The sequence below is a fragment of the Alteromonas sp. AWJ4_197 genome, assembly GCF_056160285.1.
This window is the reverse complement of sequence record NZ_JBSWWW010000004.1, coordinates 151,235-176,402: the sequence shown is the minus strand read 5'-3', so window position 1 is coordinate 176,402 and position 25,168 is coordinate 151,235. Positions and strand designations below refer to the sequence as shown.

General features: G+C 47.6%; 26 protein-coding genes. 10 read left to right on the top strand and 16 right to left on the bottom strand.

Translation table 11 applies throughout. The features are described from left to right. Nucleotides 1-38: 38 nt before the first annotated feature. From ACXAGC_RS10035 to cmoA, 6 genes are all read right to left on the bottom strand, one after another. Nucleotides 39-1,799 (bottom strand): sugar phosphorylase, encoded by a 1,761-nt coding sequence (locus ACXAGC_RS10035; RefSeq protein ID WP_474844267.1) that lies wholly within the window; start codon nucleotides 1,797-1,799, stop codon nucleotides 39-41. A gap of 3 nt (nucleotides 1,800-1,802) precedes the next feature. After that, nucleotides 1,803-3,026 (bottom strand): glycosyltransferase family protein, encoded by a 1,224-nt coding sequence (locus ACXAGC_RS10030; RefSeq protein ID WP_119501460.1) that lies wholly within the window; start codon nucleotides 3,024-3,026, stop codon nucleotides 1,803-1,805. Between the two features lie 17 nt (nucleotides 3,027-3,043). Beyond that, nucleotides 3,044-3,859 (bottom strand): HAD-IIB family hydrolase, encoded by an 816-nt coding sequence (locus ACXAGC_RS10025; protein WP_474844266.1) that lies wholly within the window; start codon nucleotides 3,857-3,859, stop codon nucleotides 3,044-3,046. A 2-nt stretch (nucleotides 3,860-3,861) separates the two neighbouring features. Further along, complete coding sequence (locus ACXAGC_RS10020; protein ID WP_474844265.1) at nucleotides 3,862-4,731, bottom strand: kinase; 870 nt, start codon at nucleotides 4,729-4,731, stop codon at nucleotides 3,862-3,864. 137 nt (nucleotides 4,732-4,868) lie between these two features. Next, entirely contained in the window at nucleotides 4,869-5,843 is a 975-nt protein-coding gene (gene cmoB / locus ACXAGC_RS10015; RefSeq protein ID WP_474844527.1) for a tRNA 5-methoxyuridine(34)/uridine 5-oxyacetic acid(34) synthase CmoB, read from the bottom strand. A gap of 8 nt (nucleotides 5,844-5,851) precedes the next feature. Then, nucleotides 5,852-6,598, bottom strand: a complete 747-nt coding sequence (gene cmoA / locus ACXAGC_RS10010; protein ID WP_474844264.1) for a carboxy-S-adenosyl-L-methionine synthase CmoA — start codon at nucleotides 6,596-6,598, stop codon at nucleotides 5,852-5,854. A gap of 183 nt (nucleotides 6,599-6,781) precedes the next feature. On the opposite strand from cmoA, the gene ACXAGC_RS10005 reads away from it, so the two are divergent. Then, on the top strand, nucleotides 6,782-7,417 hold the full coding sequence (locus ACXAGC_RS10005) for a response regulator transcription factor (protein ID WP_119501455.1): 636 nt from the start codon (nucleotides 6,782-6,784) through the stop codon (nucleotides 7,415-7,417). A 62-nt stretch (nucleotides 7,418-7,479) separates the two neighbouring features. On the opposite strand, the gene fadE is transcribed toward ACXAGC_RS10005, so the two are convergent. The 4 genes from fadE to purM all read right to left on the bottom strand — a co-directional run bounded on the left by fadE (nucleotide 7,480) and on the right by purM (nucleotide 12,444). Continuing rightward, nucleotides 7,480-9,912: an acyl-CoA dehydrogenase FadE gene (gene fadE / locus ACXAGC_RS10000; protein ID WP_474844263.1), complete on the bottom strand. Its 2,433-nt coding sequence runs from the start codon at nucleotides 9,910-9,912 to the stop codon at nucleotides 7,480-7,482. A 138-nt stretch (nucleotides 9,913-10,050) separates the two neighbouring features. Next, nucleotides 10,051-10,794: a DUF3108 domain-containing protein gene (locus ACXAGC_RS09995; RefSeq protein WP_474844262.1), complete on the bottom strand. Its 744-nt coding sequence runs from the start codon at nucleotides 10,792-10,794 to the stop codon at nucleotides 10,051-10,053. Then, complete coding sequence (purN, locus tag ACXAGC_RS09990) at nucleotides 10,754-11,404, bottom strand: phosphoribosylglycinamide formyltransferase (RefSeq protein WP_474844261.1); 651 nt, start codon at nucleotides 11,402-11,404, stop codon at nucleotides 10,754-10,756. Before purN ends, ACXAGC_RS09995 begins: the two co-directional genes overlap by 41 nt. Next, a complete protein-coding gene (purM, locus tag ACXAGC_RS09985; RefSeq protein WP_474844260.1) occupies nucleotides 11,404-12,444 on the bottom strand; it encodes a phosphoribosylformylglycinamidine cyclo-ligase in 1,041 nt (346 codons plus the stop codon). The genes purN and purM overlap by 1 nt, the downstream gene beginning before the upstream one ends. Nucleotides 12,445-12,651: 207 nt before the next feature. Between purM and ACXAGC_RS09980 the strand changes: the two genes are divergently transcribed. Together ACXAGC_RS09980 and hda are read left to right on the top strand one after the other, a co-directional pair. Further along, complete coding sequence (locus tag ACXAGC_RS09980) at nucleotides 12,652-13,923, top strand: DUF2066 domain-containing protein (RefSeq protein ID WP_474844259.1); 1,272 nt, start codon at nucleotides 12,652-12,654, stop codon at nucleotides 13,921-13,923. 10 nt (nucleotides 13,924-13,933) lie between these two features. Further along, a complete protein-coding gene (gene hda, locus ACXAGC_RS09975; RefSeq protein ID WP_119501449.1) occupies nucleotides 13,934-14,671 on the top strand; it encodes a DnaA regulatory inactivator Hda in 738 nt (245 codons plus the stop codon). Nucleotides 14,672-14,694: 23 nt separating this feature from the next. On the opposite strand, the gene ACXAGC_RS09970 is transcribed toward hda, so the two are convergent. The 3 genes from ACXAGC_RS09970 to arsC are packed head-to-tail and all read right to left on the bottom strand — an operon-like array spanning nucleotide 14,695 to nucleotide 16,066. Further along, complete coding sequence (locus ACXAGC_RS09970) at nucleotides 14,695-15,114, bottom strand: DUF2069 domain-containing protein (RefSeq protein WP_119503400.1); 420 nt, start codon at nucleotides 15,112-15,114, stop codon at nucleotides 14,695-14,697. 5 nt (nucleotides 15,115-15,119) lie between these two features. Next, nucleotides 15,120-15,713 (bottom strand): NAD(P)H:quinone oxidoreductase, encoded by a 594-nt coding sequence (gene wrbA / locus ACXAGC_RS09965; protein WP_474844258.1) that lies wholly within the window; start codon nucleotides 15,711-15,713, stop codon nucleotides 15,120-15,122. Further along, nucleotides 15,713-16,066: an arsenate reductase (glutaredoxin) gene (gene arsC, locus ACXAGC_RS09960; RefSeq protein WP_303574728.1), complete on the bottom strand. Its 354-nt coding sequence runs from the start codon at nucleotides 16,064-16,066 to the stop codon at nucleotides 15,713-15,715. Before arsC ends, wrbA begins: the two co-directional genes overlap by 1 nt. 89 nt (nucleotides 16,067-16,155) lie before the next feature. On the opposite strand from arsC, the gene ACXAGC_RS09955 reads away from it, so the two are divergent. After that, nucleotides 16,156-16,647 carry a TlpA family protein disulfide reductase gene (locus ACXAGC_RS09955; protein WP_474844257.1) on the top strand — a complete coding sequence of 164 codons (492 nt, stop codon included), beginning with the start codon at nucleotides 16,156-16,158 and terminating at the stop codon, nucleotides 16,645-16,647. Nucleotides 16,648-16,661: 14 nt separating this feature from the next. Here ACXAGC_RS09955 and bepA read toward each other — a convergent pair whose 3' ends face one another. Next, on the bottom strand, nucleotides 16,662-18,125 hold the full coding sequence (gene bepA / locus ACXAGC_RS09950; RefSeq protein WP_474844256.1) for a beta-barrel assembly-enhancing protease: 1,464 nt from the start codon (nucleotides 18,123-18,125) through the stop codon (nucleotides 16,662-16,664). Nucleotides 18,126-18,372: 247 nt separating this feature from the next. Between bepA and ACXAGC_RS09945 the strand changes: the two genes are divergently transcribed. Then, nucleotides 18,373-19,452, top strand: coding sequence for an AI-2E family transporter (locus ACXAGC_RS09945; protein ID WP_119501444.1), 1,080 nt, complete (start codon nucleotides 18,373-18,375; stop codon nucleotides 19,450-19,452). 84 nt (nucleotides 19,453-19,536) lie between these two features. Here the strand turns inward: ACXAGC_RS09945 and bcp are convergent, their stop codons facing one another. Both bcp and ACXAGC_RS09935 read right to left on the bottom strand, forming a co-directional pair. Next, nucleotides 19,537-20,007 (bottom strand): thioredoxin-dependent thiol peroxidase, encoded by a 471-nt coding sequence (bcp, locus tag ACXAGC_RS09940; RefSeq protein ID WP_474844255.1) that lies wholly within the window; start codon nucleotides 20,005-20,007, stop codon nucleotides 19,537-19,539. Further along, nucleotides 20,004-20,543, bottom strand: a complete 540-nt coding sequence (locus tag ACXAGC_RS09935) for a glycine cleavage system transcriptional repressor (RefSeq protein ID WP_474844254.1) — start codon at nucleotides 20,541-20,543, stop codon at nucleotides 20,004-20,006. The genes bcp and ACXAGC_RS09935 overlap by 4 nt, the downstream gene beginning before the upstream one ends. A 260-nt stretch (nucleotides 20,544-20,803) precedes the next feature. Here ACXAGC_RS09935 and dapA point away from each other — a divergent pair, with 260 nt between their 5' ends. From dapA to ACXAGC_RS09910, 5 genes are all read left to right on the top strand, one after another. After that, nucleotides 20,804-21,688, top strand: coding sequence for a 4-hydroxy-tetrahydrodipicolinate synthase (gene dapA / locus ACXAGC_RS09930; protein ID WP_474844253.1), 885 nt, complete (start codon nucleotides 20,804-20,806; stop codon nucleotides 21,686-21,688). A gap of 12 nt (nucleotides 21,689-21,700) precedes the next feature. Next, entirely contained in the window at nucleotides 21,701-22,816 is a 1,116-nt protein-coding gene (gene bamC / locus ACXAGC_RS09925; protein ID WP_474844252.1) for an outer membrane protein assembly factor BamC, read from the top strand. Between the two features lie 15 nt (nucleotides 22,817-22,831). Further along, on the top strand, nucleotides 22,832-23,548 hold the full coding sequence (gene purC, locus ACXAGC_RS09920; protein WP_119503399.1) for a phosphoribosylaminoimidazolesuccinocarboxamide synthase: 717 nt from the start codon (nucleotides 22,832-22,834) through the stop codon (nucleotides 23,546-23,548). A 137-nt stretch (nucleotides 23,549-23,685) separates the two neighbouring features. Continuing rightward, nucleotides 23,686-24,531, top strand: a complete 846-nt coding sequence (locus ACXAGC_RS09915) for a DMT family transporter (protein WP_474844251.1) — start codon at nucleotides 23,686-23,688, stop codon at nucleotides 24,529-24,531. 92 nt (nucleotides 24,532-24,623) lie between these two features. After that, nucleotides 24,624-25,094 carry a zinc-ribbon domain containing protein gene (locus ACXAGC_RS09910; RefSeq protein ID WP_474844250.1) on the top strand — a complete coding sequence of 157 codons (471 nt, stop codon included), beginning with the start codon at nucleotides 24,624-24,626 and terminating at the stop codon, nucleotides 25,092-25,094. Nucleotides 25,095-25,168 lie beyond the last annotated feature (74 nt).

The following is a 25,168-nucleotide window of genomic DNA, read 5'->3' as shown; positions in this document are numbered from 1 at the left end:
CACCTGCGGCCAGAATTCCGCAGGTGTTGATAAGCGTGTCAGTCTTCAAACTCCATATTGCTGATCCACACAGTCTGGTACGGCTTTAACTGCATGAATCCGCCCACGTCTTCAATTTCATCACGGGTAATGAGGTCCATCCATTTATCTGTGCCAATCAGATTAATACTGGAAAGCAGGATAGACTGTTCTTCATTAGTGACATTGCTGACGCAGAACACGCTCTGGCGTCTGTCGAGACTTTGCCGCCAGTAGCCAAACAAGGTGTCACCCAGTTGCAGGGTAAACTGTGTGGCATTGGGGTGAAAAGCCGGTTGTGCTTTTCTGATACGGATAAGCTGGGATAACCGGGTTAACACTTTATGATGTTGTGAAAACGGCGAGTCCAGCAGGGCTGCCAGTTCCTCAAAGTTCCATCTGTGCCGGTTGATAGAGCGGTTCTGACCGGTGTTAGCCACTTTTTCATAGTCATTACTGGTACCCAGTAAACTATGGATGTACAGACCCGGTATACCTTCCATGCCCAGCATAATGGCATGAGCACAAATAAAGCGGTCTACCTGATACTTATCCGGGCCTGCTGTGGTTCCCTGCAGTGCGTCAAACAAAGTAATGTTGATTTCATACGGCTTCTGCTGACCATGATCAGACGCCCGCCAGGAGACTTTTCCGCCGAAATTCTGCATGGTATGCACCAGTGTAGAAATTTCTTCATCGTCAAGTAACCCTTCAGCCGGGCGCAGACCGATCCCGTCATGGGATGCAATGAAGTTAAAATATGTCGTGCCGTTTTGGGCAGGCGGCATACTCATCATCCAGTTCTTCAGATAACCACAGTTGCCGGTCACGAGGGTATTTACCAGCAATGGGGGGAGTGAGAAGTTATAGATAGCATGGGCTTCATTGGCATTACCGAAATACGTCAGGTTCTCCCGGTTAGGGATGTTGGTTTCAGTAATAATAATGACAGTAGGATCAGTGTGTTCAATCAGTGTACGGAGCAAACGGATAACTTCGTGGGTCTGTGCCAGATTGATACAACTGGTACCGATGATTTTCCATAAAAACGCCACTGCATCCAGACGGAACAGCTTAGCGCCTTTGTCCAGATACAGACGGATAATTTCCACAAAAGCCAGCAGTACCTTCGGATTGCGGAAATCAAAATCCACCTGGTCGTGACTGAACGTACACCAGACATGTTTCGTGCCGGTGGCGGTTTCAGTTTCCCGCAGCAGGGGAGACACCCGCGGGCGGGTAACCATAGATAAATCATCAGACGGATCGGCAGTAAAAAAGAAATCACTGCCAGTGCCTTCGCCTTTCTGAAAATTGTCAAACCAGGCACTACGGGCAGAACAATGGTTGATAACAAGATCAAACATCAGGCCGTAGTGCTTTGACAGCCGTTCAATATCAGGCCAGTCTCCCAGTGATTCATTCACACTGGAATAGTCGATGACGGAAAAGCCATCGTCTGAACTGTAAGGAAAGAAGGGCAGCATGTGTACCTTGTTGATCGTGTTCTTACAGTACGTGTGCAGAAAACGGTCAAGGGTAAACAATGGCTGCTCATTATCACTGATCACACTGTCGCCGTAAGTGATCATGATAATATCTTCTTCATCCCAGTAATTGCAGTGCGGCGTTGGTTGAACAACGTCTTTATCTTCTTCAAGACGCATCGTATGCATCAGCTGAGTGGCAAGATCTCCCACAGGGATATCCAGAACCACATCAGCATAAATCGACTGCAAGTGATGACTGACTTTTTCGTGTAATTGTTCCCAACTCGTCATGCGTTACCCTAATAATTCTGCTGTGTCTGCTTCAACGGCCTCCAGCAGGCGGTCAAGAATGTCCGGTACTGCACTGGTGACCCTGTTCCAGCTTGGAATAAACGGTGTTTCCATCGGATTATCCAGGAAGCTGTTACCCGCTTTCATAATATTGCTGGCAAACAGTTCAACGGCTTTTTCTTCATTGTGAATGTCTAATGTCAGGCCATTCATTACTGCATCGTTGTGATAGGTTTCAACGAAATCCAGCGCAATACGGTAATAGGTTGCTTTAATGGAACGGAACATTTCGTTGCTGAAAGTAAATCCCTGAGTCGCCAGCTTTCTGAACAGTGCTTTGGTGATGTCGATAGACATCTTCGACAAACCGCCCTGGTCATTATTGAATGACAAGTCCTGGTGTTTATGATCGTAATTATCTGCAATATCGGCCTGACACAGGCGGTTGTGATTGTAGTTGCGGTGCATTTCAGACAGCACGCCCACCTCAAGGCCCCAGTCACTGGGAATACGGATATCGTTCAGCACATCACGACGGAAAGAGAATTCGCCGGCCAGCGGATAACGGAAGCTGTCCATGAATTCCAGATATTCGTTATCACCCAGCGTGCGTTTCAATGCGCGCAGCAACGGGGTAACCAGCAAACGGGAAACCCGGCCATTGATTTTTCCGTTGGCTACGCGGGCGTAATAACCTTTACAGAACTCGTAGTTGAACTGAGGATTCGCGACCGGATAGATAAGTCGGGCCAGCAGGTCGCGGTTATAGGTAACGATATCGCAATCGTGGAGGGCGACGGATTCTGCACGGTTTGATGCCAGAATATACCCCATGCAGTACCATACGTTACGGCCTTTACCCAGTTCCTTAGGTGCGAGATTCAGAGCCGATAATTCTTCGTCAATGGCTTTAAGACGGGGGCCGTCGTTCCACAAAACGCGATGATGTTGCGGCAGCTTTTCGAAAAATTTTAATGCAGATTTGTATTGCTCTTTATCTGCACGGTCAAGGCCAATGACGATTTCAGACAGATAGGGGACGTGGGTGAGTTCGTCGACGATGTGCGGCAGTGCTTCGCCTTCCAATTCTGAATACAAAGACGGCAGGATCAGCGCCATCGGACGTTTCTGAGAAAATCGTAACAGTTCAGCTTCAAGCTCTTCTGTAGGGCGTCTTGATAAGTTGTGTAACGTTGTCACTACGCCATTTTGATAAAAATCAGCCATGTGTTCTCCATGTCCTGTTAAAAAAGTAATCGGGTCAGTACTTCAGTCCAGCCTTGCGGGCCGTGCAGGGTACTGGTGTATACATTTTCTTCTTTTTTTAGTGTAGGGGGTTGATGACTCGGGGAGGCGATCCGAACGGCAATATCCGCTGCCTCAAGCATTGCAATATCATTTTTACCGTCACCCAGCGCAATACTGGTCACCGGTTCGTCATGTTGACGGATAAACTCTTCGACAAACCATTGGAGGGCTGCGCCCTTATTACAGTCGCCGGAAATATGAATAAAACGGCCGCCTTCCAGCGGATAGGCGCCTCTGTCTGTCACAGACCGGATAAACGCCTCTTTTCTCTCCTCTGTGCCTTGCCATAAGACCGGCTCACCGAATTGTCGCTGTGCAGCCAGTGCAGCTTCTGCGGGTGATAACCCGGTGGCTTCGCAGATGTCCTCGTTGGACATCTCGCTGAAATGGGTGAATTCACCGGCAAAATCCGGTTTGACCTTTTCGAGTAATTTCAGCCAGTACATTTTCGATGAGGTGAAAGATTTGCACCAAAATCCATCCTGCCACACGGTACCGGCTGGCTTTTTCGCGAAAAAACCATGAGGAATGTATGCTGCTGCGCCGTTTTCTACGATAAACGGGCCGGTCAGGCCAATGGTTTCCCGCAATTCAAGCAATTCAACAAAGGTCTTGCTGGTGGTAGGGATGACGGGAATATTTCGCTCTGACAGTGAGGTCAGCGTAGGCTTTGCAGCTTCAAAACTGTATGTATGGTGGTCAAGCAACGTACCGTCCATGTCAGTGAAAATGAGTGTATTCGCTGTGTCCATGACTACTTCCTGATGACGTTTTTAATGACTCTGTTTTCATCTAACTCAAATACCTGATTACACTTTGCAGGCAGGGAATTAAACGCATGTTCTGTGAGTCTCTGATAATGTTGTATGAAACGAAGGATTTGTTCATCGCTCATTATACCGCTTCCGGTTTTTCCGGTTTTCGCGGCCAGTTTGTGTTCCTGTTCACACCGCCATTTGTAAACATGCTCAAAAGACGGACCTTTTAACATTACCCAATACTGCATTTCATCGTATAAAGATTCATAATCTGCAGCAATTTTATCATTCACATATCCCCGCCATGTGCCATCCGGGTCTTCGGTACGCTCAAGATCATTAACCGGCTCTTTAAGTGCGTCCTCAGATTGCGCTGACACGCCCCAACACCAGCCTTCAATTAACACAATATCAGGTGGAGAGGTGATTACCGGCCACGCAGATCCTTCAAAAGGATCATCGTTGGCTTTATTAAAGCGGGGCAGAGCAACGCTGCCTGCAGATTTTAACGCTGTGAAAGTGCTATCAGCCAGAACCGTATTGTGCGTACCGGGTACGCCTCTGGTGCAAAGCAAGGGATGTACGTTGGCAGCAAGTTCTTGTCGTCTTGCACGGGAGAGATAGAAATCGTCAAGGGAGATCGTGACGGCTGACAGCCCGTGCTGGTGGGTGAAGTAGTGGATAAGAAAGTCGCATAATGTGGATTTCCCTGATCCCTGGCAGCCATTAACACCGACGAAAAATGGCCCTTCTGCACCATTTTTGTGCGAAAGGATTTCGTCTGCTAACGGTATGAACCATTCTTGTGCAATGGCCTGGTAAGTGTCCGGTAACTGGTGCTCGTTCAGAAAGCCCGTAATATCCATGTTACTACCTGTGTGACGTGCTGTTTCAGCACAGTTTATAAAGTAGTAACTACAACAATTATGCCAATCCGGGTCAGGAATGCTCGCAGACCGGTGCCAGGAATTGGCAACAGTCTGCAAACGAACAGGACATAAAGTTACTTTTTCGTGGCTATCAGCACTGCACGTTGTGGTGCAGGATAACCTTCAATGGTTCTGCTGATGTCATCAGGATCCAGAAAATCTTTTAAAGACTGAGACGTCATCCATTCTGTGGTGCGCTGCTCATCAAGAGACGTGGTGTTGATATCAGCGACCTTAATATTTTCAAAACCCAGCCTGCTCAGCCACACAGTGAGTGCCTTTACACTTGGCAGAAACCAGACGTTGCGCATCTGTGCATAACGTTCGCCTGCCATCAGTACGGTTTGTTCATCACCTTCCACTACCAGTGTTTCAAGCACCAGTTCGCCGCCTTTGCGTAACTGATCTTTTAGTTGGGTGAGAAACTGTACCGGATCTTTTCTATGGTATAGCACACCCATTGAGAACACAGTATCAAATGCTTTTAATGCCGGCATCTGCTCAATGCCCAGGGGTAAAAAATGGATATTGGCGGCAGGAATAAAATGCCTGATAGCCTGAAACTGAATTAAAAACAGTTGAGTCGGATCGATGCCATAAACGCCGGCAGCATCTTCTCCCAGCATACGCCACATGTGATAGCCGCTACCACAACCCACATCCAGAACATGACGGTTGGCAAGCGGGCTGATATGAGGCAGTACCCGATCCCATTTCCAGTCTGACCGCCATTCTGTATTAATATGAATGCCGTGAATGTGATAGGGGCCTTTTCGCCAGGGCATAAACTGTTTCAGCAGACCTTCTATCTGTTTCTGCTGATATTCGCTGATGTCAGCGGCGCTACCCGCAGTAACACTGTGTTTCAGTTCTTTTGAACTGACAGTGGTCTCAGGAAGTTTTTCCAGCAATTTACACCATTTACTGAATTCTCCGTGAAGGTGTCCCCTTTGCCATTCGCTGATTTGTGCCGGCAGCGTTTCAAGCCAGTGTGCCAGAGGCGTGTCCAGCAACTGACGGTAACATTCAGTGAACCAGGGATCAGAAATACGTCGCATCAGGCAATGTCTCCACCAGCCTTAATGGCCACCATTGAGGTAAAGTTATAGCATTTGAACCACATCACCACATCTTCAAACCCTACTTTTTTCAACCGGTTTTCGTGAGTCTGATAGCTGTCGGTGAGCATCACATTTTCAAGCGCTGCCCGTTTCTGGCTGACTTCCAGTTCACTGTAACCATTATTGCGCTTAAACTGATGATGCAGGTCGATAAGCAGATGATTTCCCTGTTCACTGGGATGCTGAATTTTCTCTGACAAAACGAGGATCCCACCCGGGTTAAGGCCGTTGAAAATTTTGCTCAGCAGCGTTTCTCTTTGCTCCGGCGGAATAAATTGCAAGGTGAAATTCATGATCACCATAGATGCATTTTCTATTTTGGTGTCCAGAGCAGATTCACAATGGAGTGTGACAGGGTTAGGTAAATGAAAACTGGAAATTACCCGTTCACAGCGCTCAATCATTGCCGGAGAATTATCAATACCGGTTATCTGACAGGACAAATGATCCGTGTTGCGTGCAACAGAAAGACTGGCAGCCCCCAGAGAACAGCCGAGATCATACACATTGCTGCCATCAGTAACTCTGGCTCTGGCCAGTTCTCCGATGGTATGCAGAATCGTCTGATAACCCGGTACTGAACGTTGAATCATATCGGGAAATACGTCAGCTACGTGTTCATCAAATCGGAAATCATTGACGGTTGTCATATGGCTGGCAAAAATATTATCCGGCTTTTGCACTGAAAGACCTTACTGATTAGCTAAAAAACGGGGCAGATTTTAAAGGATTGCCACGTTTTTTTCATTTAAAAGGAAAAATTTCTTGATTATAAAGCGCCTTAAGTTAATTTGACTTTATATCATTAGCCTAAAGTATTACCCTATAGTAACAGGAAAAATTACATAATTCGGGCACCGCATTATATGACTCGTATATTAGTTGCAGATGATCATCCACTGTTCAGGGAAGCATTAAGTGCTGCACTGGAACCGTATTTCAAGGACGCTGAAATTCTTGAAGCGGACAGTCTTGAATCCATGATGACCGTGTTAACTGAAAATCACCACATTGATTTACTGTTATTAGATTTAAATATGCCGGGAGGCGAATACTTCAACGGTCTTATTTCCGTTAAAGATGTTTATCCGGAATTACCCGTCGCGGTTATCTCTGCCAATGAAAGCATTGATGTTGTCGCTCAGGTTATGGGATTGGGTGCACAGGGCTTTATTCCCAAATCATCGCCCACAAAGCAAATTGCTGAAGCAATCGTGACCATTAAAGGTGGTGAAAACTGGGTACCGGAAGAGATGAAAGCGGACCTGGAAAACGTTGATGAAGAACTCACTCAACTGTTGAAACGATTCCGTGAACTGACGCCGAAACAAATTCAGGTGCTGAGCTTCCTGCGTGCAGGTTTAATGAATAAGCAAATTGCCCACGAAATGAATGTGACCGAAGCGACTATCAAGGCACACATCAGTGCAATTTTACGCAAGCTTGAAATTAACACCCGGACTCAGGCTGTACTGCTGATGGACAAATTGCAGTTCAGTTAATTCTCCCGAGGAATAAAAAAGGCCGCATCATTTTGATGCGGCCTTTTAGTTTCAGGCAGTATTTAAGCCATTGTATTCACTTTTGCAATGAGTTCTTCGTTGTCGAAATCATCTACATTGATAGTACGCAGGCGGCCGGCTTCGGCTCTGGTAAGTAACTCAGCTTCTTCTTCGTCAATAATACCCTCTGATAATGCTGCATCAGCCAGTTTATCCAGACCGGTAAAGGGAAGACGGGCTTTTCTGGCCTTACAAATTTTATCGAATACCGGCTCAGCAGCCAGCACGTCATCCAGTGTTTGCTCCAGATCACCAAACAGACTGCCTTCCTCCCGTGTGAGGTACTGTCCGTCACCGAGTCGGGTACGCACTGTGCCGGGCGTTTGCAGAATGGTTGCGATCTGGTGCTCCAGTTTGTCATCGGGACGTTTACAACGTCTGCCAAAGGGTAATATCAATACTCTTAATGCCACAGCCATTGCTTTGTTAGGGAAGTTACTGATAAAGGTATCCAGTGCTTCTTCAATGTCGAACAAGGTGTTTTGCAGTGCCCAGTGCATCAGCGGAGCATCTTCCTGTAACCGGCCTTCTTCATCAAAACGTTTCAGCGTTGCACTTGCCAAATATAAGCCACTGAGAATATCCCCCAGTCGGGCAGATAAACGCTCTTTACGTTTCAGTTCACCACCAAGCAGACCCATTGACACGTCAGTCAGAAATGCCAGGTTAGCACTGTAACCCTGGAGTAACTGGTAATAGCGACCGGTGTCGTCATTAAACGGCGTGCGGTGAAATAAACCACCTGTGAGTGAGAACCACAGGCTTCTTACTTTATTTGCAGCGGCGAATCCCAGGTGACCAAATACCGCTTTATCAAATTCCCGGAGTTGTTCAGATTTATCCGTCATTGCCGCAGCCTGAATTTCAGACAGTACATACGGGTGACAACGCATAGCGCCCTGACCGAAAATCATCATATTGCGGGTAAGAATATTGGCACCTTCCACGGTAATGGAAATGGGCGCGCCCTGGTAACCGCGGCCAAGATAATTATTTGGCCCGAGCATAATGCCCTTACCACCGTGAATATCCATAGCGTCGTTTATGACCTGGCGCATTTTCTCCGTCAGGTGATATTTGCTGATGGCAGATATCACGGACGGTTTTTCGCCTAAATCTACACCTACCGTGGAGAACCGGGTGACGGCATCCATCAGGTAAGCATTACCGCCGATACGGGCAAGCATTTCCTCCACGCCTTCCATATGACCAACGGGAATGCGGAACTGACGGCGTATACGTGCATAGGCGCCGGTTGCCAGTGCCACTGATTTTGCACCGCCTGCGCCGGTAGAGGGCAGGGTAATGCAACGACCCACTGATAAACACTCCATCAGCATGCGCCAGCCTTTGCCCGCCATTTTCGGTCCACCGATAATGAAGTCCAGGGGCACAAATACGTCTTCACCTTTAAGCGGCCCGTTCTGAAAGGGGGTATTCAGCGGGAAATGACGACGGCCAATTTCCAGTCCTTTCGTTTCTCTTGGGATCAGAGCACAGGTTATGCCTGCGGTTGTCTGACCTTCCAACAGCCCTTCAGGATCTTCCAGCTTAAATGCCAGTCCGATAACCGTTGCCACCGGTGCGAGAGTGATATAGCGCTTATTAAAATTAAGACGCATGCCCAGAATTTCTTTTCCTTCCCATTCACCACGGCAAACGACGCCGGTATCTGGGATGGCGCCGGCATCGGAACCTGCTTCAGGCCCGGTAAGTGCAAAACAGGGAATTTCTTCTCCGTTAGCCAGCCGGGGCAGATAATAATCCTGCTGCTCTTTAGTGCCGTAATGTTGCAGCAATTCGCCGGGACCAAGAGAATTCGGAACGCCTACTGTACTGGATAACACTGCAGAGCAACCCGCCAGTTTCTGCAATACTCTCGATTGCGCGTAGGCTGAAAATTGTAAACCGCCATATTTTTTCTTAATGATCATGGCGAAGAATTTATGCTCTTTCAGATAGGCCCAGATTTCCGGCGGCAGATCAGCGTTCTGATGATTAATTTGCCACTCATCAACCATATGGCATACACGGTCTACCGGACCATCAAGAAATGCCTTTTCTTCCGCGGTCAGACGGCCTTTAGGAATTGCATGGAGTTTGTTCCAGTCAGGTTTGCCGGAGAACAACTCACCGTCCCACCACACTGTACCGGCATCAATGGCTTCCTGTTCAGTTGCGGACATTTCCGGACTGACTTTTTTGTAAAAAGCGAGCAGGCGTGATGAAATGAATTTTCTGCGTACATCCGGCATAGACAGTGGAACAGCAATGATGAGGAAGAGTAGCCAACTGAAGAAACCGATGCTTCCGGTGATTGTGCCAAGCACCATAATGCCCGCCAGTAAAGACACGGTAGACGTTAAGCTCATACGCTTATACGCGGCTACACAAACGGCCACCATGAATATGATAAACCACGCGAGTTCACCCATACATTGCTCCTTAACAGTATGAAATATGCTGAATCAGTAAGTTGGACTGAGGTCAGACCAGAGTATGATGCTAAAACTAATGTCTGTCACATCAAAGGTCAAGAAAGAGAACACAAAAATTTTACAACTTAACGTAGATTAAAGATGACGGTAAGCACTGAGCTTGATATCACCCTGTTCATCACCGTCTTTAAATTGCTGCAGGCGGACCAGATTATAATCCAGAGCGGGGGCAAACCAGGCAAATGTTTCCCGGCTGCTATTATTGTCGCGAAGAATTTTTACCTTAACAGTGTCAAGTTCGCCGTAAGGCAGTGACAGTTTTTCTTCACCGGTAACTTCAATACCATAATTTTTCCGTTCGCCACGGTAGTTAATGAAATCATAAGACAGGGTTGTTTTGCCTGCGGCCAGTTGTCTGGCGAGATCAATACGGTAAAGTTGATTATCGGTTTCTCCCTGCCATGGCAGAGTCTCACCACCTTCGATTTCTATCTGCTTGTCAGGGAAACTGGCAAACTTAACCGAAAGCTGTTTATCGGGTCCGGTACCCGTGCGCTTATAGTAGTAGGAGAAAGGCAGAATTGTATCTTCCGAGGCAAAAAACACGGAGTGTTCAAAACGTTCGTCAGATAAGAAGAATTTGGAAACGTCTGAAGAATAGGTGAGGGAGTATTGTTCGTCGCTCAGATATTCAAGCTTGATTTTGGCTTCACCCACATCATCACCCCATTTATAAGCGGTATAATGCGCTTCAAAAGGAGTAATAACAGGTTTGTCTTCTGCAGATGCCGGTACAGAAACCAGCATCAACAAAAGTGACAGCAGAAACCCTGCCGGTTTAGTCGTTGGCGTAACCTTCCGGCGGAAGAATTTTATCATCAAGCACAGCCTTATTATCTTTCATTGTCAGACGACCGGCGACAAACCACTTCAACACTAACGGATAAATCCGGCGTTCCTGTTCCTGAACCCGTTCAGCCAGTTCATCTGCGGTATCATCTTCAAATACCGGTACTCGACTCTGGATGATTACCGGACCACCGTCCAGTTCAGGAGTCACAAAATGCACACTGACACCGTGTTCTTTGTCGCCGTTATCAATCGCACGTTGATGGGTATGTAACCCTTTGTACTTTGGCAACAAAGACGGGTGGATGTTCAATAATTTACCGGAAAAATGTTCAACAAATTCAGGCGTAAGAATACGCATGAATCCGGCCAGTACCACGCCATCCGGGCTAAAACTATCAATCAAAGATTGCAGTTTCGCGTCAAACTCATCGCGGTCTGAAAAATCTTTATGATTCAGGCAATGTGCAGGGATGCCGGCTTTTCCGGCTCTTTCAAGGCCAAATACATCGGGGCGGTTTGAGATCACCGCCACAATTTCAGCCTGCAACTGACCGGCTTCGATACTGTCGATCATAGCCTGCAGATTAGACCCGTTACCGGAAATCAATACGCATAAGCGGGGTTTAGCGGTAGTCATTACTTAATTTCTACCTGTTCTTCGTCGCCGCTGCGATCTTCAATATGACCCAGCAACCAGGCTTGTTCTCCGCCTTCATTCAGAATACGGACGGCTTCATCTGCATCGTTTTCATCGACAACGAGGATCAAACCAACGCCACAGTTGAAGGTACGGTACATTTCATGTTGCGTAACGTTACCGTTTTCCTGCAACCAGTTAAATACGACAGGCCATTGCCAGCTTGACTCATCTACTACAACTTTGGCGTTTTCAGGCAGCACACGGGGAATATTTTCCCAGAAACCGCCACCGGTGATGTGAGAGATGGCCTCTACTTTTACTTTTTCCAGCAGTGCCAGTACCGGCTTCACATAAATACGGGTTGGCGCAAGAAGATGATCGATAAGCGGCTTACCATCAAGGTCTGCATTCACGTCTGCTTTGCTGACTTCAACGATTTTACGGACCAGTGAGTAACCGTTTGAATGGGGGCCGGACGAAGCCAGAGCAATAATTTTCTGACCAGCTTTTACGCCGCTGCCGTCAATCACTTTATCAGCTTCTACAACACCTACGCAGAATCCGGCAATATCGTAATCGCCGTCGTGGTACATGCCGGGCATTTCTGCTGTTTCACCGCCAATGAGTGCACAGCCAGCCTGTTCGCAGCCTTCACCGATACCGGTGACCACGTCTGCAGCCACATCTACGTCCAGTTTTCCTGTAGCGTAATAGTCGAGGAAGAATAACGGCTCTGCACCCTGAACAATCAGATCGTTAACACACATAGCAACCAGATCGATACCCACGCTGTCATGACGGTTGGCATCCATCGCTACGCGCAGTTTAGTTCCTACACCGTCGGTGCCGGATACCAGTAACGGACGTTTATACTTCGCGGGCAGTTCACATAACGCACCAAAACCACCAAGGCCACCACGGACTTCCGGACGGGTTGTTTTTTTAGTAACAGATTTAATACGTTCAACCAGCTGATTTCCGGCATCAATGTCTACGCCTGCATCTTTATAACTAAGTGACTGTTTGTTTTCGCTCACGAGTATGGCCCTGGTGCGGTGATTGGAAAGACGCGGATTCTACCAGTAAGTTGCAGTAAGTCCAACAGGGCGCAGGGGGGAATTCGGCTGCTGATCTGTCCTGATGCTATTCTTTTACATTTTAGTGGTGAAATATTCCGGTAAATAACACACAATACGTTTTCGCATAGTCCAGGTACGGGTTTCACGGAGCGGCGTTAATTCTTCATGCTTTTTCAATTATCTTCCTTTTCTTTAGTGTTCATTGTTGTTTCTCTGTTTGCCGGAGCTTTCTCAGGATCCGTTCAGGCCAGTACAGTGGTATCAGTTAACGAGGCCAGTGTGGCTGTGTCCGATCAGTCATCATCGACCCAGAAGAAAGCGGCCCGTCAGGCACTGGAACAGGTAGTCATAAAAATTACCGGTCAGCGTGCAGCTACTTCAAACAGTGCAGTAAGGGCCATGTTGTCTCAACCTGAACGGTATTTGCGGGCGTACCGCTTTGATGTGGTTAACGGTCAGTTGTCTTATGTCGCTGAGTTTGATTCCCGGTCAGTTATAAAGGTGATCAGGGAAGCCGGATTACCCGTCTGGGGACAGCGCAGACCGGATACTTTATTGTGGCTTGCCACCGAAGATGAAAATGGAAACCGCCAGATCATCGATGACGGTGCTAAAGGACAGGTAAGCCGTCGTCTGCGTGAACTGGCTGTTGAAAGAGGCGTGCCTGTCGTGTTCCCGCTGATGGATTTAGATGACAGCGTGAATATTTCCGTTTTTGATGTTTGGGGACGGTTTGCCAGAACGTTGCAAACTGCTTCGGTCAGATATCAGCCTGATTACATTGTCGGCGCGCGGTTATACAAAGTAAAGATGAATGCTGTGCCTGACATTGAAGAAGAACAGCAAACGCGGGAGCAGGCATCAGCATTTCGCTATGACACCTACCGGCCTGCTTTTTCCAATAATGGTTTACAGGATTTGAATACCTACCTGGTGGATGATCTTGTGGAAGAAGCCCGTTCTCCGGCGTTCACCCGCAGCGAATTCGAAGCAATGTCACAAAAGCATACGCAAGGTGACTGGGCCCTTGACTGGGTAGTGATCAAAAATAACGACATTCAGTTCGGTACCCTTTATGCAGATGATGAAGACAGCCTTACCGCGTTGTTTTTTGAAGAATACAGCGATTATCTTGGCCAGCATTTTTCAGTCCGTAGCGGTGATGAACAAACAGAAGTGAATAACATTTCTATCTCTGTTGCCAATGTGGACTCGCTGGAAAAGTACGTGCATGCCAGAGAATACATGGAACAGATGAGCATGGTGAGTCATGTGTCGCTGGTGAGTCAGAAAGGGTCTGTGGCGACGTTCTCACTGTCGCTGTTGTCGCAAACCAGTGACTTTTTCAAACTGGTGAGCCTGGATTCAAAACTCAAGCCGGTGTCTGACGTGTCAGGTAACCCCCTTGACGGACTGAACTTTTACTGGAACGAATAACACAGCGCCTATGCAGTTACCTCTGGCGGTATCGTTACCTGATGATGAAACCTTCGCAAGCTTTGAGGCTGGTGAAAACAGCGGCCTTGCAGACTTTCTCTCTGCATTGAGCCAGAGTGGCAGCCGCTGGCGGGATAACACGGCATTCAGTTCGCTGGACAATAGTCCGCTGGCGGGTGTCGGTATTACCGGTGCTGCGGGGCGGGGCAAGAGTCATTTACTTTATGCCGTATGCCACCAACTTGCCTTTCACCAGACACGGCATATTTATTTAAACTTACGGGAATATGCTGACTGGACGCCGGTGATCTTTGATGGCCTGGAGCGCCTGCCTTATGTGTGTCTGGACAATATTGATGCCATTGCCGGCATTGATGAGTGGGAAGAGGCGCTTTTTCATTTTATTAATCGTGTGGTAGACAATCATACGTCCATATTTATCTGGACCTCTTCCATCGGCCCGAACCATCCCGCTTTCAAATTACCTGACTTACGTTCACGTCTGAGCTGGGGTATTACCTGGCAACTGGCAGGCCTGACTGATAATGAACGTCTGAATGTGCTGAAAAAGCGCGCGGCGCAACGGGGTATGCGTTTTTCCGAACAGGCTCTGGCGTTTTTACTCACCCATTGTGACCGTGATTTACCGGCGTTGCTTGCTATGCTCGACCGGCTGGACACCCGCTCTTTACAGGAACAGAAGAAACTGTCTGTGGCTATGATTAAGCGGGAACTGGAAAAAGAATAACCTTTCTGTGTGTCATGGTGTCTTTATTCCGTTTCTTCGAAGCGCTGCTTCTCTTCCTTCATGACATCTTTCAGTTTTTTAAGTCCGAGACCCAATTCCCGACCCCGTAATCTGGCAAACAGGCTGCAACCGGCAAACATGCCCGTGGCAAGTATCAGTTCCGTTATGGCATAACCCAGTTCCTGCGGTGCCGCGTAACCGGCTGTAATGCCGTGGATCACATAAAACAGTACAACAAAGTTTGCCCAGGCGTGGGTATAGGGTTTCCCTGCAATGATGCCGCGAAGTGGCAGGAGTAAAGGCAAAATATAAATTATGGCGATGAAGAGCGTGCCGTAGACCCTTTCTTCAACCAATACAAATTGCCACAAGGTTACCCAGGCGAGTAATCCGAGATAACTGAGTAACGCCAGCCAGCGTGCTTTTTTAGTTGCCGGTGCCATTTCTGTCATGATTTCTTCCGTGCTAATTGCCGTACCAGTTCCCCGAGACGCTTTCCCTGGGCAAAAGCCAGCGCTGATTCATCATCAGTCAGTTTACCGTCACTGTGGCCTGACACATGTCCGGCACCATAAGGCGAGCCGCCGGAAGCAGTATCGTGTAATTGCGATTCAGTGTAAGGAATACCAAAGAGCACCATGCCATGATGGAGCAGGGGCAGCATCATGGTAAGCAGGGTTGACTCTTGTCCGCCATGCATACTGCCACCGGAGGTGAATACACAGGCGGGTTTATCAATCAGTACGCCTTTCAGCCATTCCTGAGAAGTACTGTCGAGGAAATGTTTAAGCGGAGCGGCCATATTTCCGAACCTGACCGGACTCCCCAGTGCCAGACCGGAACATTCTGTCAGATCAGAACGGGTAACGAAGGGCGCGCCTGCTTCGGGAACATCCGGCCATGGTGTCATATATTCAGGGATCGCCGGCACGGTACGCACCCGTGCTTCGGCTCCTGTACTTTCAATGCCTCTGGCGATATGTGTTGCCAGTTGCCGGGTTGTCCCGTTTCTTGAGTAATACAACACCAGTACCGGCGACATCAGAGTATGTCCAGAACACTTTCAGGTGGACGACCTATGCGGGCCTTATCACCTTTAATGACCACCGGACGCTCAATTAACTTCGGAACAGAAACCATGGCATCGAATAATTGTTCGTCGGTAACAGAGCTCTCACCTAATGCCAGCTCTTTATATTCAGCTTCTTTTGTCCGCATCATGTCACGGGGGGACGAAACACCCAGCTTTGTAGCAATGGCTTCAAGCTGTTCCCGGGTTAACGGGTGTTTAAGGTATTCGGTGACTTCAACATCAATACCCTTTTCCTGTAATAAAGTGAGGGTCTGGCGACTTTTGGAGCAACGGGGGTTATGAAGTATTTGTACTGAAGACATAGGCTTTTTATTCAATGTGTTATAAATTTCACTGAGATGAATTCTAACAAGTATTAATGTAAGAATAATATGACCGGACGCAATTAATCATGAAAAAATCATTAATGATTGTCAGTGCGGCTGTGGTTGCACTGATTGCCGGCTGGCAACTTCAGCAATATACCCGCGCAGATGCCGTTACACTTTCTGGACAGCCGGTTCGCTGGGCAGACAATGGCGGAGAATGGCATATCATCAACTTTTTCGCCCCCTGGTGTTCTCCCTGTTTACGGGAGATCCCGGCTCTGAACAGGCTGATTAATCGCCTGCCTGACCATGTGAAGATAACCGGTGTCAGTTTTGATGACAAAAATGAGCAGGAACTGCGTGCCTTAACACAACAGCTAAATATTGAGTTTGCTGTGATAAACACCGCAAAAGAAACCATTTTTCCCATGCCGTATCCGGACTATCTGCCCGCAACGTATCTGATTTCACCTAAGGGGGAGGTTGTGAAAGCGTTGTACGGTGAGCAGGACGATGACTCCCTGGACGGTTTAATTCAGTATACAAACGCGGAGGCGGGTACCTCCGCTCACTGAATTAAGGGAGGCATTTACAGTCGTTTCAGCCGCTCTTCCTCGTCCCGCAGTTGTTTAATCCTTGCGCGGATCCGCTGCTTGTCAAGGTGCTTGTCGGCAGTAAAGTTATAAGCAAACTGTAATTCATCCACAGCGCGACGGTAAGCACCGTTCAGTGCCATCACTTCTGCTTTACTTTGATGCATGCCCTGAAAATCTTTGTTGTTTTTATATGCTTCAGTGAGTAACTGCCAGGCGATTTCATAGTCAGGATGCACCAGCAACAAGTCTTTCAGTAACTGAACAGCTTTGTCATTTTCATTGGCGGCAATAAGCGCATTGGCCTGATTCAATGCCAGTACCTGATTGCGTGGTGTTAATTGCAGGTGCGGTGCCAGACGTTCTGTTGCTTCCTGCGGTTTACCCATTGCCAGAGAAAGATCAGTGGCTGCATCAAGGTAAAACAGATTATCCGGTTCTTCATTAAGTAATGTATCGATCACCTTCGCTGCTTCCGGAATCTTCTCATTGCGCATGAGTGCCAGCGCTAGACCATACATTGCCGCTTCACGGACTACATAGTTCTTACGGTCCACCGCATCCTGGTAGTATTCCAGGCTGTATTTTTTATTGAACGTGTACCTGGACATCACTCTGGCCTTTGCCAGATGAAAAGAAATACTTTCTCTTAACCGCACAGGTGGAAAATCACCGGCTCTGGCGCGGGCATCGGCAACACGCGTTTCCGTTAACGGGTGAGAAAGCAATCTTGCAGGCGGACGGGATACCATGCGGTATTGTTCCAGCAAGGTTGAGAAGAAGCTGGCTGCCGCGTCAGGATCAAATCCGGCACGGTATAACATGCCTATCCCAATCCGGTCAGCTTCCTGTTCATTAGAACGGGTATAATCAATCTGCATTTGCGCTGAAGCGGCCTGACCGGCGGAAATGGCTGCCATACCGGCCTGAGGATCTGCCATCGCCAGTAAAACACCGCCTAATATACTGGCAATGGCCAGTGGCGTAGCACGCTGTTGTGCCTGCATGTGGCGGGCAAGGTGACGCTGGGTAACGTGAGAGATTTCGTGGGCCAGCACTGACGCAAGCTCACTCTCATTTTTCGCATTATGAATAAGGCCGGTATGCACACCAATGTGGCCGCCAAAGAAAGCAAAGGCGTTGATGGCATCGTTGTTGACCCAGAAGAATTCAAAAGGAAACTTGGTATTGTCGGCATGAACAACAAGGCGGTTGCCCAGATCCTGCAAATACTCATCCAGTACCGGGTCGCCGATAATCGGGGCCCCGCCGCGCATTTGCCGCATAACGGCATCGCCAATCAGCATCTCTTTGTCAAGGGAAAGGGCGTCAGACGCTACCACACCTATTTCCGGTAACGTATTACGATCGCTGTATTTACTGGTTTGTGCAATGGCAGAAAAACTCATTGCCAGCAAACACAAGCCTATTTTAATTCCGTTTCGCGCTAAATATCTCATTGAACCTGTTACTGTTGAGTACCACTGAAGCGTTTACAGATAGAGTGGCAAACTCCATGATTAGTTTCATTTTTCCATCGCATTATTTTAGCATTGTGCCGTACAATACAGGCGATTGCTATATCGCTTCATGCATAATGTAGCCCGGAAGTTTTCATTTAGCCTGTAATACCGCGGAATCCGGGTTGCAGAGCAGTCAGTGATTCTCCTATGATGCATTTTTTTCCGTTCCGACTGAGCAGAATTTATGAGTTTAATCAGTGTATTCGGCCGCTGGTACCGCCGGAAGTTCTCTGACCCCGATGCAGCCATGTTGCTGATCTTAATCCTGTTGACGGCAACTGTGTTCGTCTTCTGGGGTGGGCTTATCATGCCTGTTCTGGTGGCAGCGGTAATTGCTTATCTGCTGGACTGGCCGGTGAACCGGCTGGTAAATATTGGTGTCAGCAGGACCATTTCCTGCAGCGTTGTGATGCTGGCGTTTGTAGCTGTCACCATACTGATGATTGTCGGATTATTACCTACTGTGAGCCGTCAGAGTGTGAATCTGATTCAGGAGACGCCGTTAATCTGGCAAAACGCACAGGATTGGATCCTGCGGTTACCGGATAAGTATCCTGACTATGTACAGGTTTATCAAATTCAGCAAATGATGGAGAGTCTCAATGATCATCTGGTGGATTTGGGACAGCAACTTTTGTCAGCGTCTGTCAGTTCAATCGGTAATGTGGCAGCGTTACTGGTATATATGATTCTGGTGCCGTTGATGGTGTTCTTCATGCTGAAAGACAAATTGTTTTTCCTTGATGGCATTTCGTCATTGTTACCAAAAGAGCGCCGGTTGATTACGCAGGTCGGGCATGAAATGAATACCCAGATAGCAAACTATATCCGCGGCAAAGTTATCGAAATTCTGATAGTGGGATCGGTATCCTGCGTTGTCTTTGCCCTGATGGACTTGCGCTATGCCATTCTGCTCGGCGTACTGGTTGGCTTGTCAGTGCTTATCCCCTATATCGGTGCAGCCGTTGTCACCATTCCGGTGGCTGTTGTGGCATTGTTTCAGTGGGGTCTGACCCCTGATTTCTGGTATCTGATGATTGCCTACGGCATTATCCAGGCACTGGACGGTAACTTACTGGTACCACTTTTGTTTTCCGAAGCGGTGAGCTTACATCCTCTTTATATCATCGTGGCGGTTCTGTTCTTCGGCGGATTGTGGGGATTCTGGGGAGTGTTTTTCGCCATCCCGCTGGCAACACTAGTCAAAGCGCTGATAACAGCATGGTCCGGCGGACCGGATGAACCGCCGCCCTGTAACACTTAAACACTTATTGACGGTACGTCCGAACAAAAAAGCCCTGTTCTGACAGGGCTTTTTGCTTTGTGAACGACGGGGTAAACCGGGTTATCAACCAGCCTGATTCAGATAATCCAGTACAACCTGATGATGGTCTTTGGTTTTAAACTTATTAAACACGTGTTCAACAGCACCGTTTTCATCGATAAGAAAGCTTAAACGATGAATGCCGTCGTATTCTTTGCCCATGAATTTTTTTGGACCCCAGACGCCAAAAGCATCAGCCACAGCGTGGTCTTCGTCCGAGAGCAGGGTGAAGTTCAGGTTTTCTTTCTCAATGAACTTTGGCAGGCGTTTAACTGCGTCCGGACTGATCCCCAGTACCACAACATTGAGTTCATCCAGTGATGTTTTGCTGTCGCGAAGGTTCTGTGCCTGCACGGTACAGCCCGGTGTCATTGCTTTAGGGTAAAAATACACCAGTACTTTCTTACCTTCAAAATCTGCCAGATTAACGGCTTCGCCATTTTGATCCGGCAGGGTAAATGCCGGTGCTTTATCACCTGCTTTTAAGGTGTTCATAATTCTCCTTTATTTTTGTCTAAAATCTTGCCACTCAGATTCAGGGAGCCGAACAGGGCATCAGCCTCAGAACGAAGCTGCGTGATATCAACGGAATCCGGCGTACTGACAACAAATTTGCAGCGCATCATTTCTTTCCCGGTTTTTTTATCTTTAAAGGTACGCTGACGAAACGCACTGATGGAGACGTGCCGTTTCGCAAAAAAGCCGGTTACCGACTTCAGCAGGCCATGACTGTCTTCGCCGCTGAACTCCACATCGTAAAGATAATCTAAATTTTGTTTCTCATGATGGCTGGTTCGCTTCATCATAGAAAGCAGGCCGAACTTCTGACACATGGGGGGAATGGCCAGCTCCGCCCGTGTGATTGCCTGATGGGAACCTTCGATGATCATGGTCAGGGAAAATTCTTTCCCGTATATCGCCTGCCTGCTGTCGAGAATATTGCATTGAGCTTCCGACACGGTGCCGGCAATTTCGCTCAGCATGCCGCTCTTGTCGGTACCCAAAATCGTGACTATTAACTGATGATTCATGTCGTTACTTATAAAACCGGAGCCACATTTATACTAACACATCAGGATTTTTTGATGCCACGTTCCGGCATCATAAAGTGAGCTTAAGCACCGCGTCAGTTCGAAAAACAGTCTGATGTAAGGGTTTTATCCCCAATTTTTGACGGAATAGTGATTATTTAGAATAAGGTTGTCGATTAACGTCTAAAAAGCCCTTGCGATAACTTGTTTTTAGGGCTGTACCTCATTACCATGTGCGCTCACAAAACGCGGGAGATAATATGTTTAAAGGCAGTTACGTTGCACTTGTCACACCCATGACCAACGCGGGTGACATTGATTACCCTGCACTTGAGAAACTTATTGAGTTTCATATAGAGCAGGGCACACACGGTATTGTTTCAGTAGGAACAACCGGTGAATCCGCCACATTGCCTTTTGAAGAACATATTGAAGTGGTCAAACAGACCGTTGCTATGACAGCAGGGCGTATTCCTGTGATTGCCGGCAGCGGTGGAAACGCAACGGATGAAGCCATCTTCCTCAGTGAACAAATGGCGGGTTTAGGGATCGATGGTTTTCTCAGCGTTGTACCGTATTACAACAAGCCGCAACAACGGGGTATGGTTGCACACTTTAAAGCAGTCGCTGATGCGACTGACTTACCTGTGCTGCTTTATAATGTACCCGGCAGAACCGTAGCGGACATGTTACCTGAGACAGTGGCAGAACTGGCCACACACAAAAACATTGTCGGTCTTAAAGATGCAACCGGCAGTATTGAACGTCTCAAAGCCACACAGAAGCTGGTGCCTGAAGAATTTCTGTTGCTTAGCGGTGACGACGGTACCAGTGCAGAATTTTTATGTCAGGGCGGACACGGGGTTATTTCAGTAACGGCTAACGTGGTTCCCGGCGCAATTTCCAAAATGTGCGAAGCAGGCCTGGCCGGCAACGCTGAGGAATGTCGCCGTATTAATGCTACTATTGAAACCCTGCATAACGGCATGTTTATTGAGCCAAATCCGGTAATGCCAAAGTGGGCGTTATACCGTATGGGGCTGATCAACAGTGCCGAATTACGATTACCTATGGTTTTACCGGAACTTGCGAGCCAAAAAGCACTCGAAGAACTATTACAAAAACACGCTTTGATTTCTGGTTAATAAGGAACACCGATGAAAAACACTCTGGCTTTGCTCAGTGGCTTATCTGTAATAGCCCTGACAGGTTGTTCAAGCCAACAGGATTATGAGACTGCATCGGGCAGTTATGACTACCTTGAAGTTTCCCAGCGGGCCTCTGTGAAAGTGCCTGAAGGTTTAGATTCGCCTGAATTTACATCTGATTATGATCTTCCGGAATTAAGTCAGAATGCAGACACCCGTCTTACCGGCCGCAAACTGACGATTCAGTCTCCGGCGCTTGTCCTGCCCCTTGTGGCGGGTTCACATGTTGAAGAAGGCAAACAGGAAGCAACGGTCTGGTTCGATCAGGTAGATGACAGCAAGCCGCTGAATACCGCTATCTGGGACACGGTGCTGAGCTTTCTTGAGCAAAATCACATCGGTGTAGACAGCTTCGATAAAGAAAATGGCCGACTTGTTACTGACTGGGCCGTTGAAAAGACGACCGAAGAGTCAGCCTGGTACGACTGGACTGAGAATGAAACGTCAGAGGTTTCACGTCGCTTTGTTTTCACCATGGAACTAAAGCCTCACGGCCGGACTGCAGCGTTACGCGCTAAATTGCAGGATTTCAAATTTAATGGTGCAGATGGTGAAACCATCACCATGGATTCCATTGATGCGATGAAAGAACGCAGAGAAGAAATCGGCATCCTGAACGAAGTACTGACTCATTACGAATACCAAATCAGACTCGACGAGAGTAAACGTATTGCTGAAATCCGCAGTGGTCTTAATTTGGAAATGGGTTTTGACGCTAACGGTGATGCAGCCTACGTGGTTGACGCCAGACACGATATTGTATGGCCAAGAATGCTGCTGGTGTTACGCAACCTTGGCTTTGACGTAAAAGATTTAGACAGAACCACAGGCCTGTTATTTGTCACCTATAATGGTGAGGATAATGGTTGGTGGGGCAGCCTGTTTTCTGACGGTGAATCCCTTCTTGAAAAAGGTGATTATCGTTTGAAAGTGGTGCCGGCCGGCGAAAACAGAACGAGTGTGACCTTCATGGATAATGAGAGTCAGCCGTTTGAACCTAATCAGGTTGCCGACATGTACGAGCAATTTGCCCGTGTCATGACTCAGGACAATCTGGATATCTAATTTTTGAGACTGATGATGGAAAAGCGCGAAGAACTTTACCGCGGTAAAGCCAAAACTGTATACCTCACTGATGACAGCGAAAAACTCATCCTTGAGTTCAGAAATGATACGTCTGCATTTGACGGTGAAAAAATTGAACAGCTTGACCGTAAAGGTGAAGTGAATAACAAGTTCAATCATTTCATTATGACAAAGCTGGAAGAAGCCGGCATTGCCACACAAGTTGAGGCGTTGCTGTCAGACACCGATTCTCTGGTGAAAAAGTTGGATATGATTCCGGTAGAGTGCGTCGTTCGCAACGTTGCTGCAGGTTCACTGGTTCGTCGTCTGGGCGTTGAAGAAGGTTTGATGCTAAACGATTCTCCCATTTTTGAATTCTTCCTCAAAAATGATGCGCTGCATGATCCTATGGTTAATGACTATCACATCACTGCATTTGGCTGGGCAACTGAAGCGCAAATTGCAGAGATGAAACGTCTGACTTTTGCCGTTAACGATGTACTCAAAGATCTGTTCGATAAAGGCGGTATGATTCTGGTGGATTATAAACTGGAATTTGGCCTGGACAGTGATGGCAATATTATTCTGGGTGATGAATTCAGTCCTGACGGTTGTCGCCTGTGGGACAAAGAAACCCGTAAGAAAATGGATAAAGACCGTTTCCGTCAGGGCTTAGGTTCTGTAGTAGAAACATACATTGAAGTGGCTGACCGTTTGGGCCTAAAGCTCTAAAGTCGTCTCTTTTTGAAAAGCACCTGCGGGTGCTTTTTTTGTGTCCGGTGTTTACCGGACCGGAGTAACCGGATCTCAAGTACCATTGTAATTGCTCCTTTGTCGTGGGAAGGTGAACAAAATAAAAGGAGCGATTCATGCCTGTATCTACGTTGTTGTACGCCTGCTTAGCCATGGTGGCTTTTGCTGCTAATTCCCTTTTGTGCCGGATGGCGCTGGTAGAGACTGATATCGGGCCGGCTTCTTTCACACTCGTAAGGTTACTCAGCGGTGCTGTGGTGCTGAGTTTGCTTATCCAAATGAAAGGGCATAATCCTGCAAAACAGGGAAGCTGGGCAGGATCTGTCGCACTATTCTGCTATGCAGCAGGTTTCTCTTTTGCCTATCAAAGCGTAACTACGGGCACCGGCGCTCTTTTGCTGTTTGGTGCTGTACAAATTTCAATGATCAGCATCGGCTTTTTAAGAGGGGAACGGTTCAGTTTTATTCAGACAGCCGGCTTTGTAGTAGCTTTTGCAGGTTTAATTTATCTGGTACTGCCCGGCGTTACAGCCCCGCCGCTGCCCGCTGCATTGCTGATGATTACTGCCGGTATCAGTTGGGGAGTGTATTCACTGTTAGGCAAAGGCGTAGCATCGCCACTTTTAATGACGGCAGGAAACTTTGTCCGTACGACGCCGTTTATTGTCGCGCTGTTTATCTTTGTTGATGAGCCACTTTCACTTTCAGAAACAACTATCCGCTACGGTATTATCTATGGCGTATTGTCCGGTGCCATCGCATCGGGTTTGGGTTATGCCTTGTGGTACGCCGTACTCCCTAAAATAGCGGCGACTAATGCCGCCACTTTACAACTCAGTGTACCGGTAATTGCCATCTTGATGGGCTGGGTATTTCTATCTGAAAGCCTTAACGTCAGAGTCATTATTGCCAGTGCTGCAATCATTGGTGGCATTGTACTGGTAATAAGAAAATGGCGCTGACCGGCAGGTTCAACAAACAGGTTTCTCTACATGCGCTTCGCATAGAGAAAGAACTTTGTGTGTTTTAGCTACAGAAAGTCAAAGGATCGGTAATGGAATATGTTAATCATCCAAAATATGGAAATGTCCCGTTAGCTTCAGATGAAGAACACTCACTTGAAGAGATTACCAATGCTCACTGGAGATATTCGTCACTTCAGTTTTTTCCCCAAACAGCGATTAAGGCGGACACGTCGTTACAAAATTTCCGGATGTGCCCGCGTCGCATCTACGTAGATATAGAGGAAACCTGTACGGTCTGCAGCAGGCTTTTCATCTTCTTCGCAAGAGAACAACAATACTGGTTTGAACATTTAAAGTTTTATGTGGACTCACATTGCCGCGAGTGTTTTGAGTGCCGGCAAGTGTCCAAAAGAACTAAATCCATGCAAGCGCATTATCAACTTCTCAGAGAGACTGCTGACCGGACTCCTGAGCAGGATGCGGAACTTGAAGACATTGCCCTGGCGCTGTATCAGCTTGGTATTATTAAAGACGAAAAGTTACTCCGCGTTGGTAAGTGAAGTGGCACAAATTCTGTGCTTATAACCAAACAGCGTTTCCTTAATCTGACGTCGCCGTTTCAATCAGCAAAACA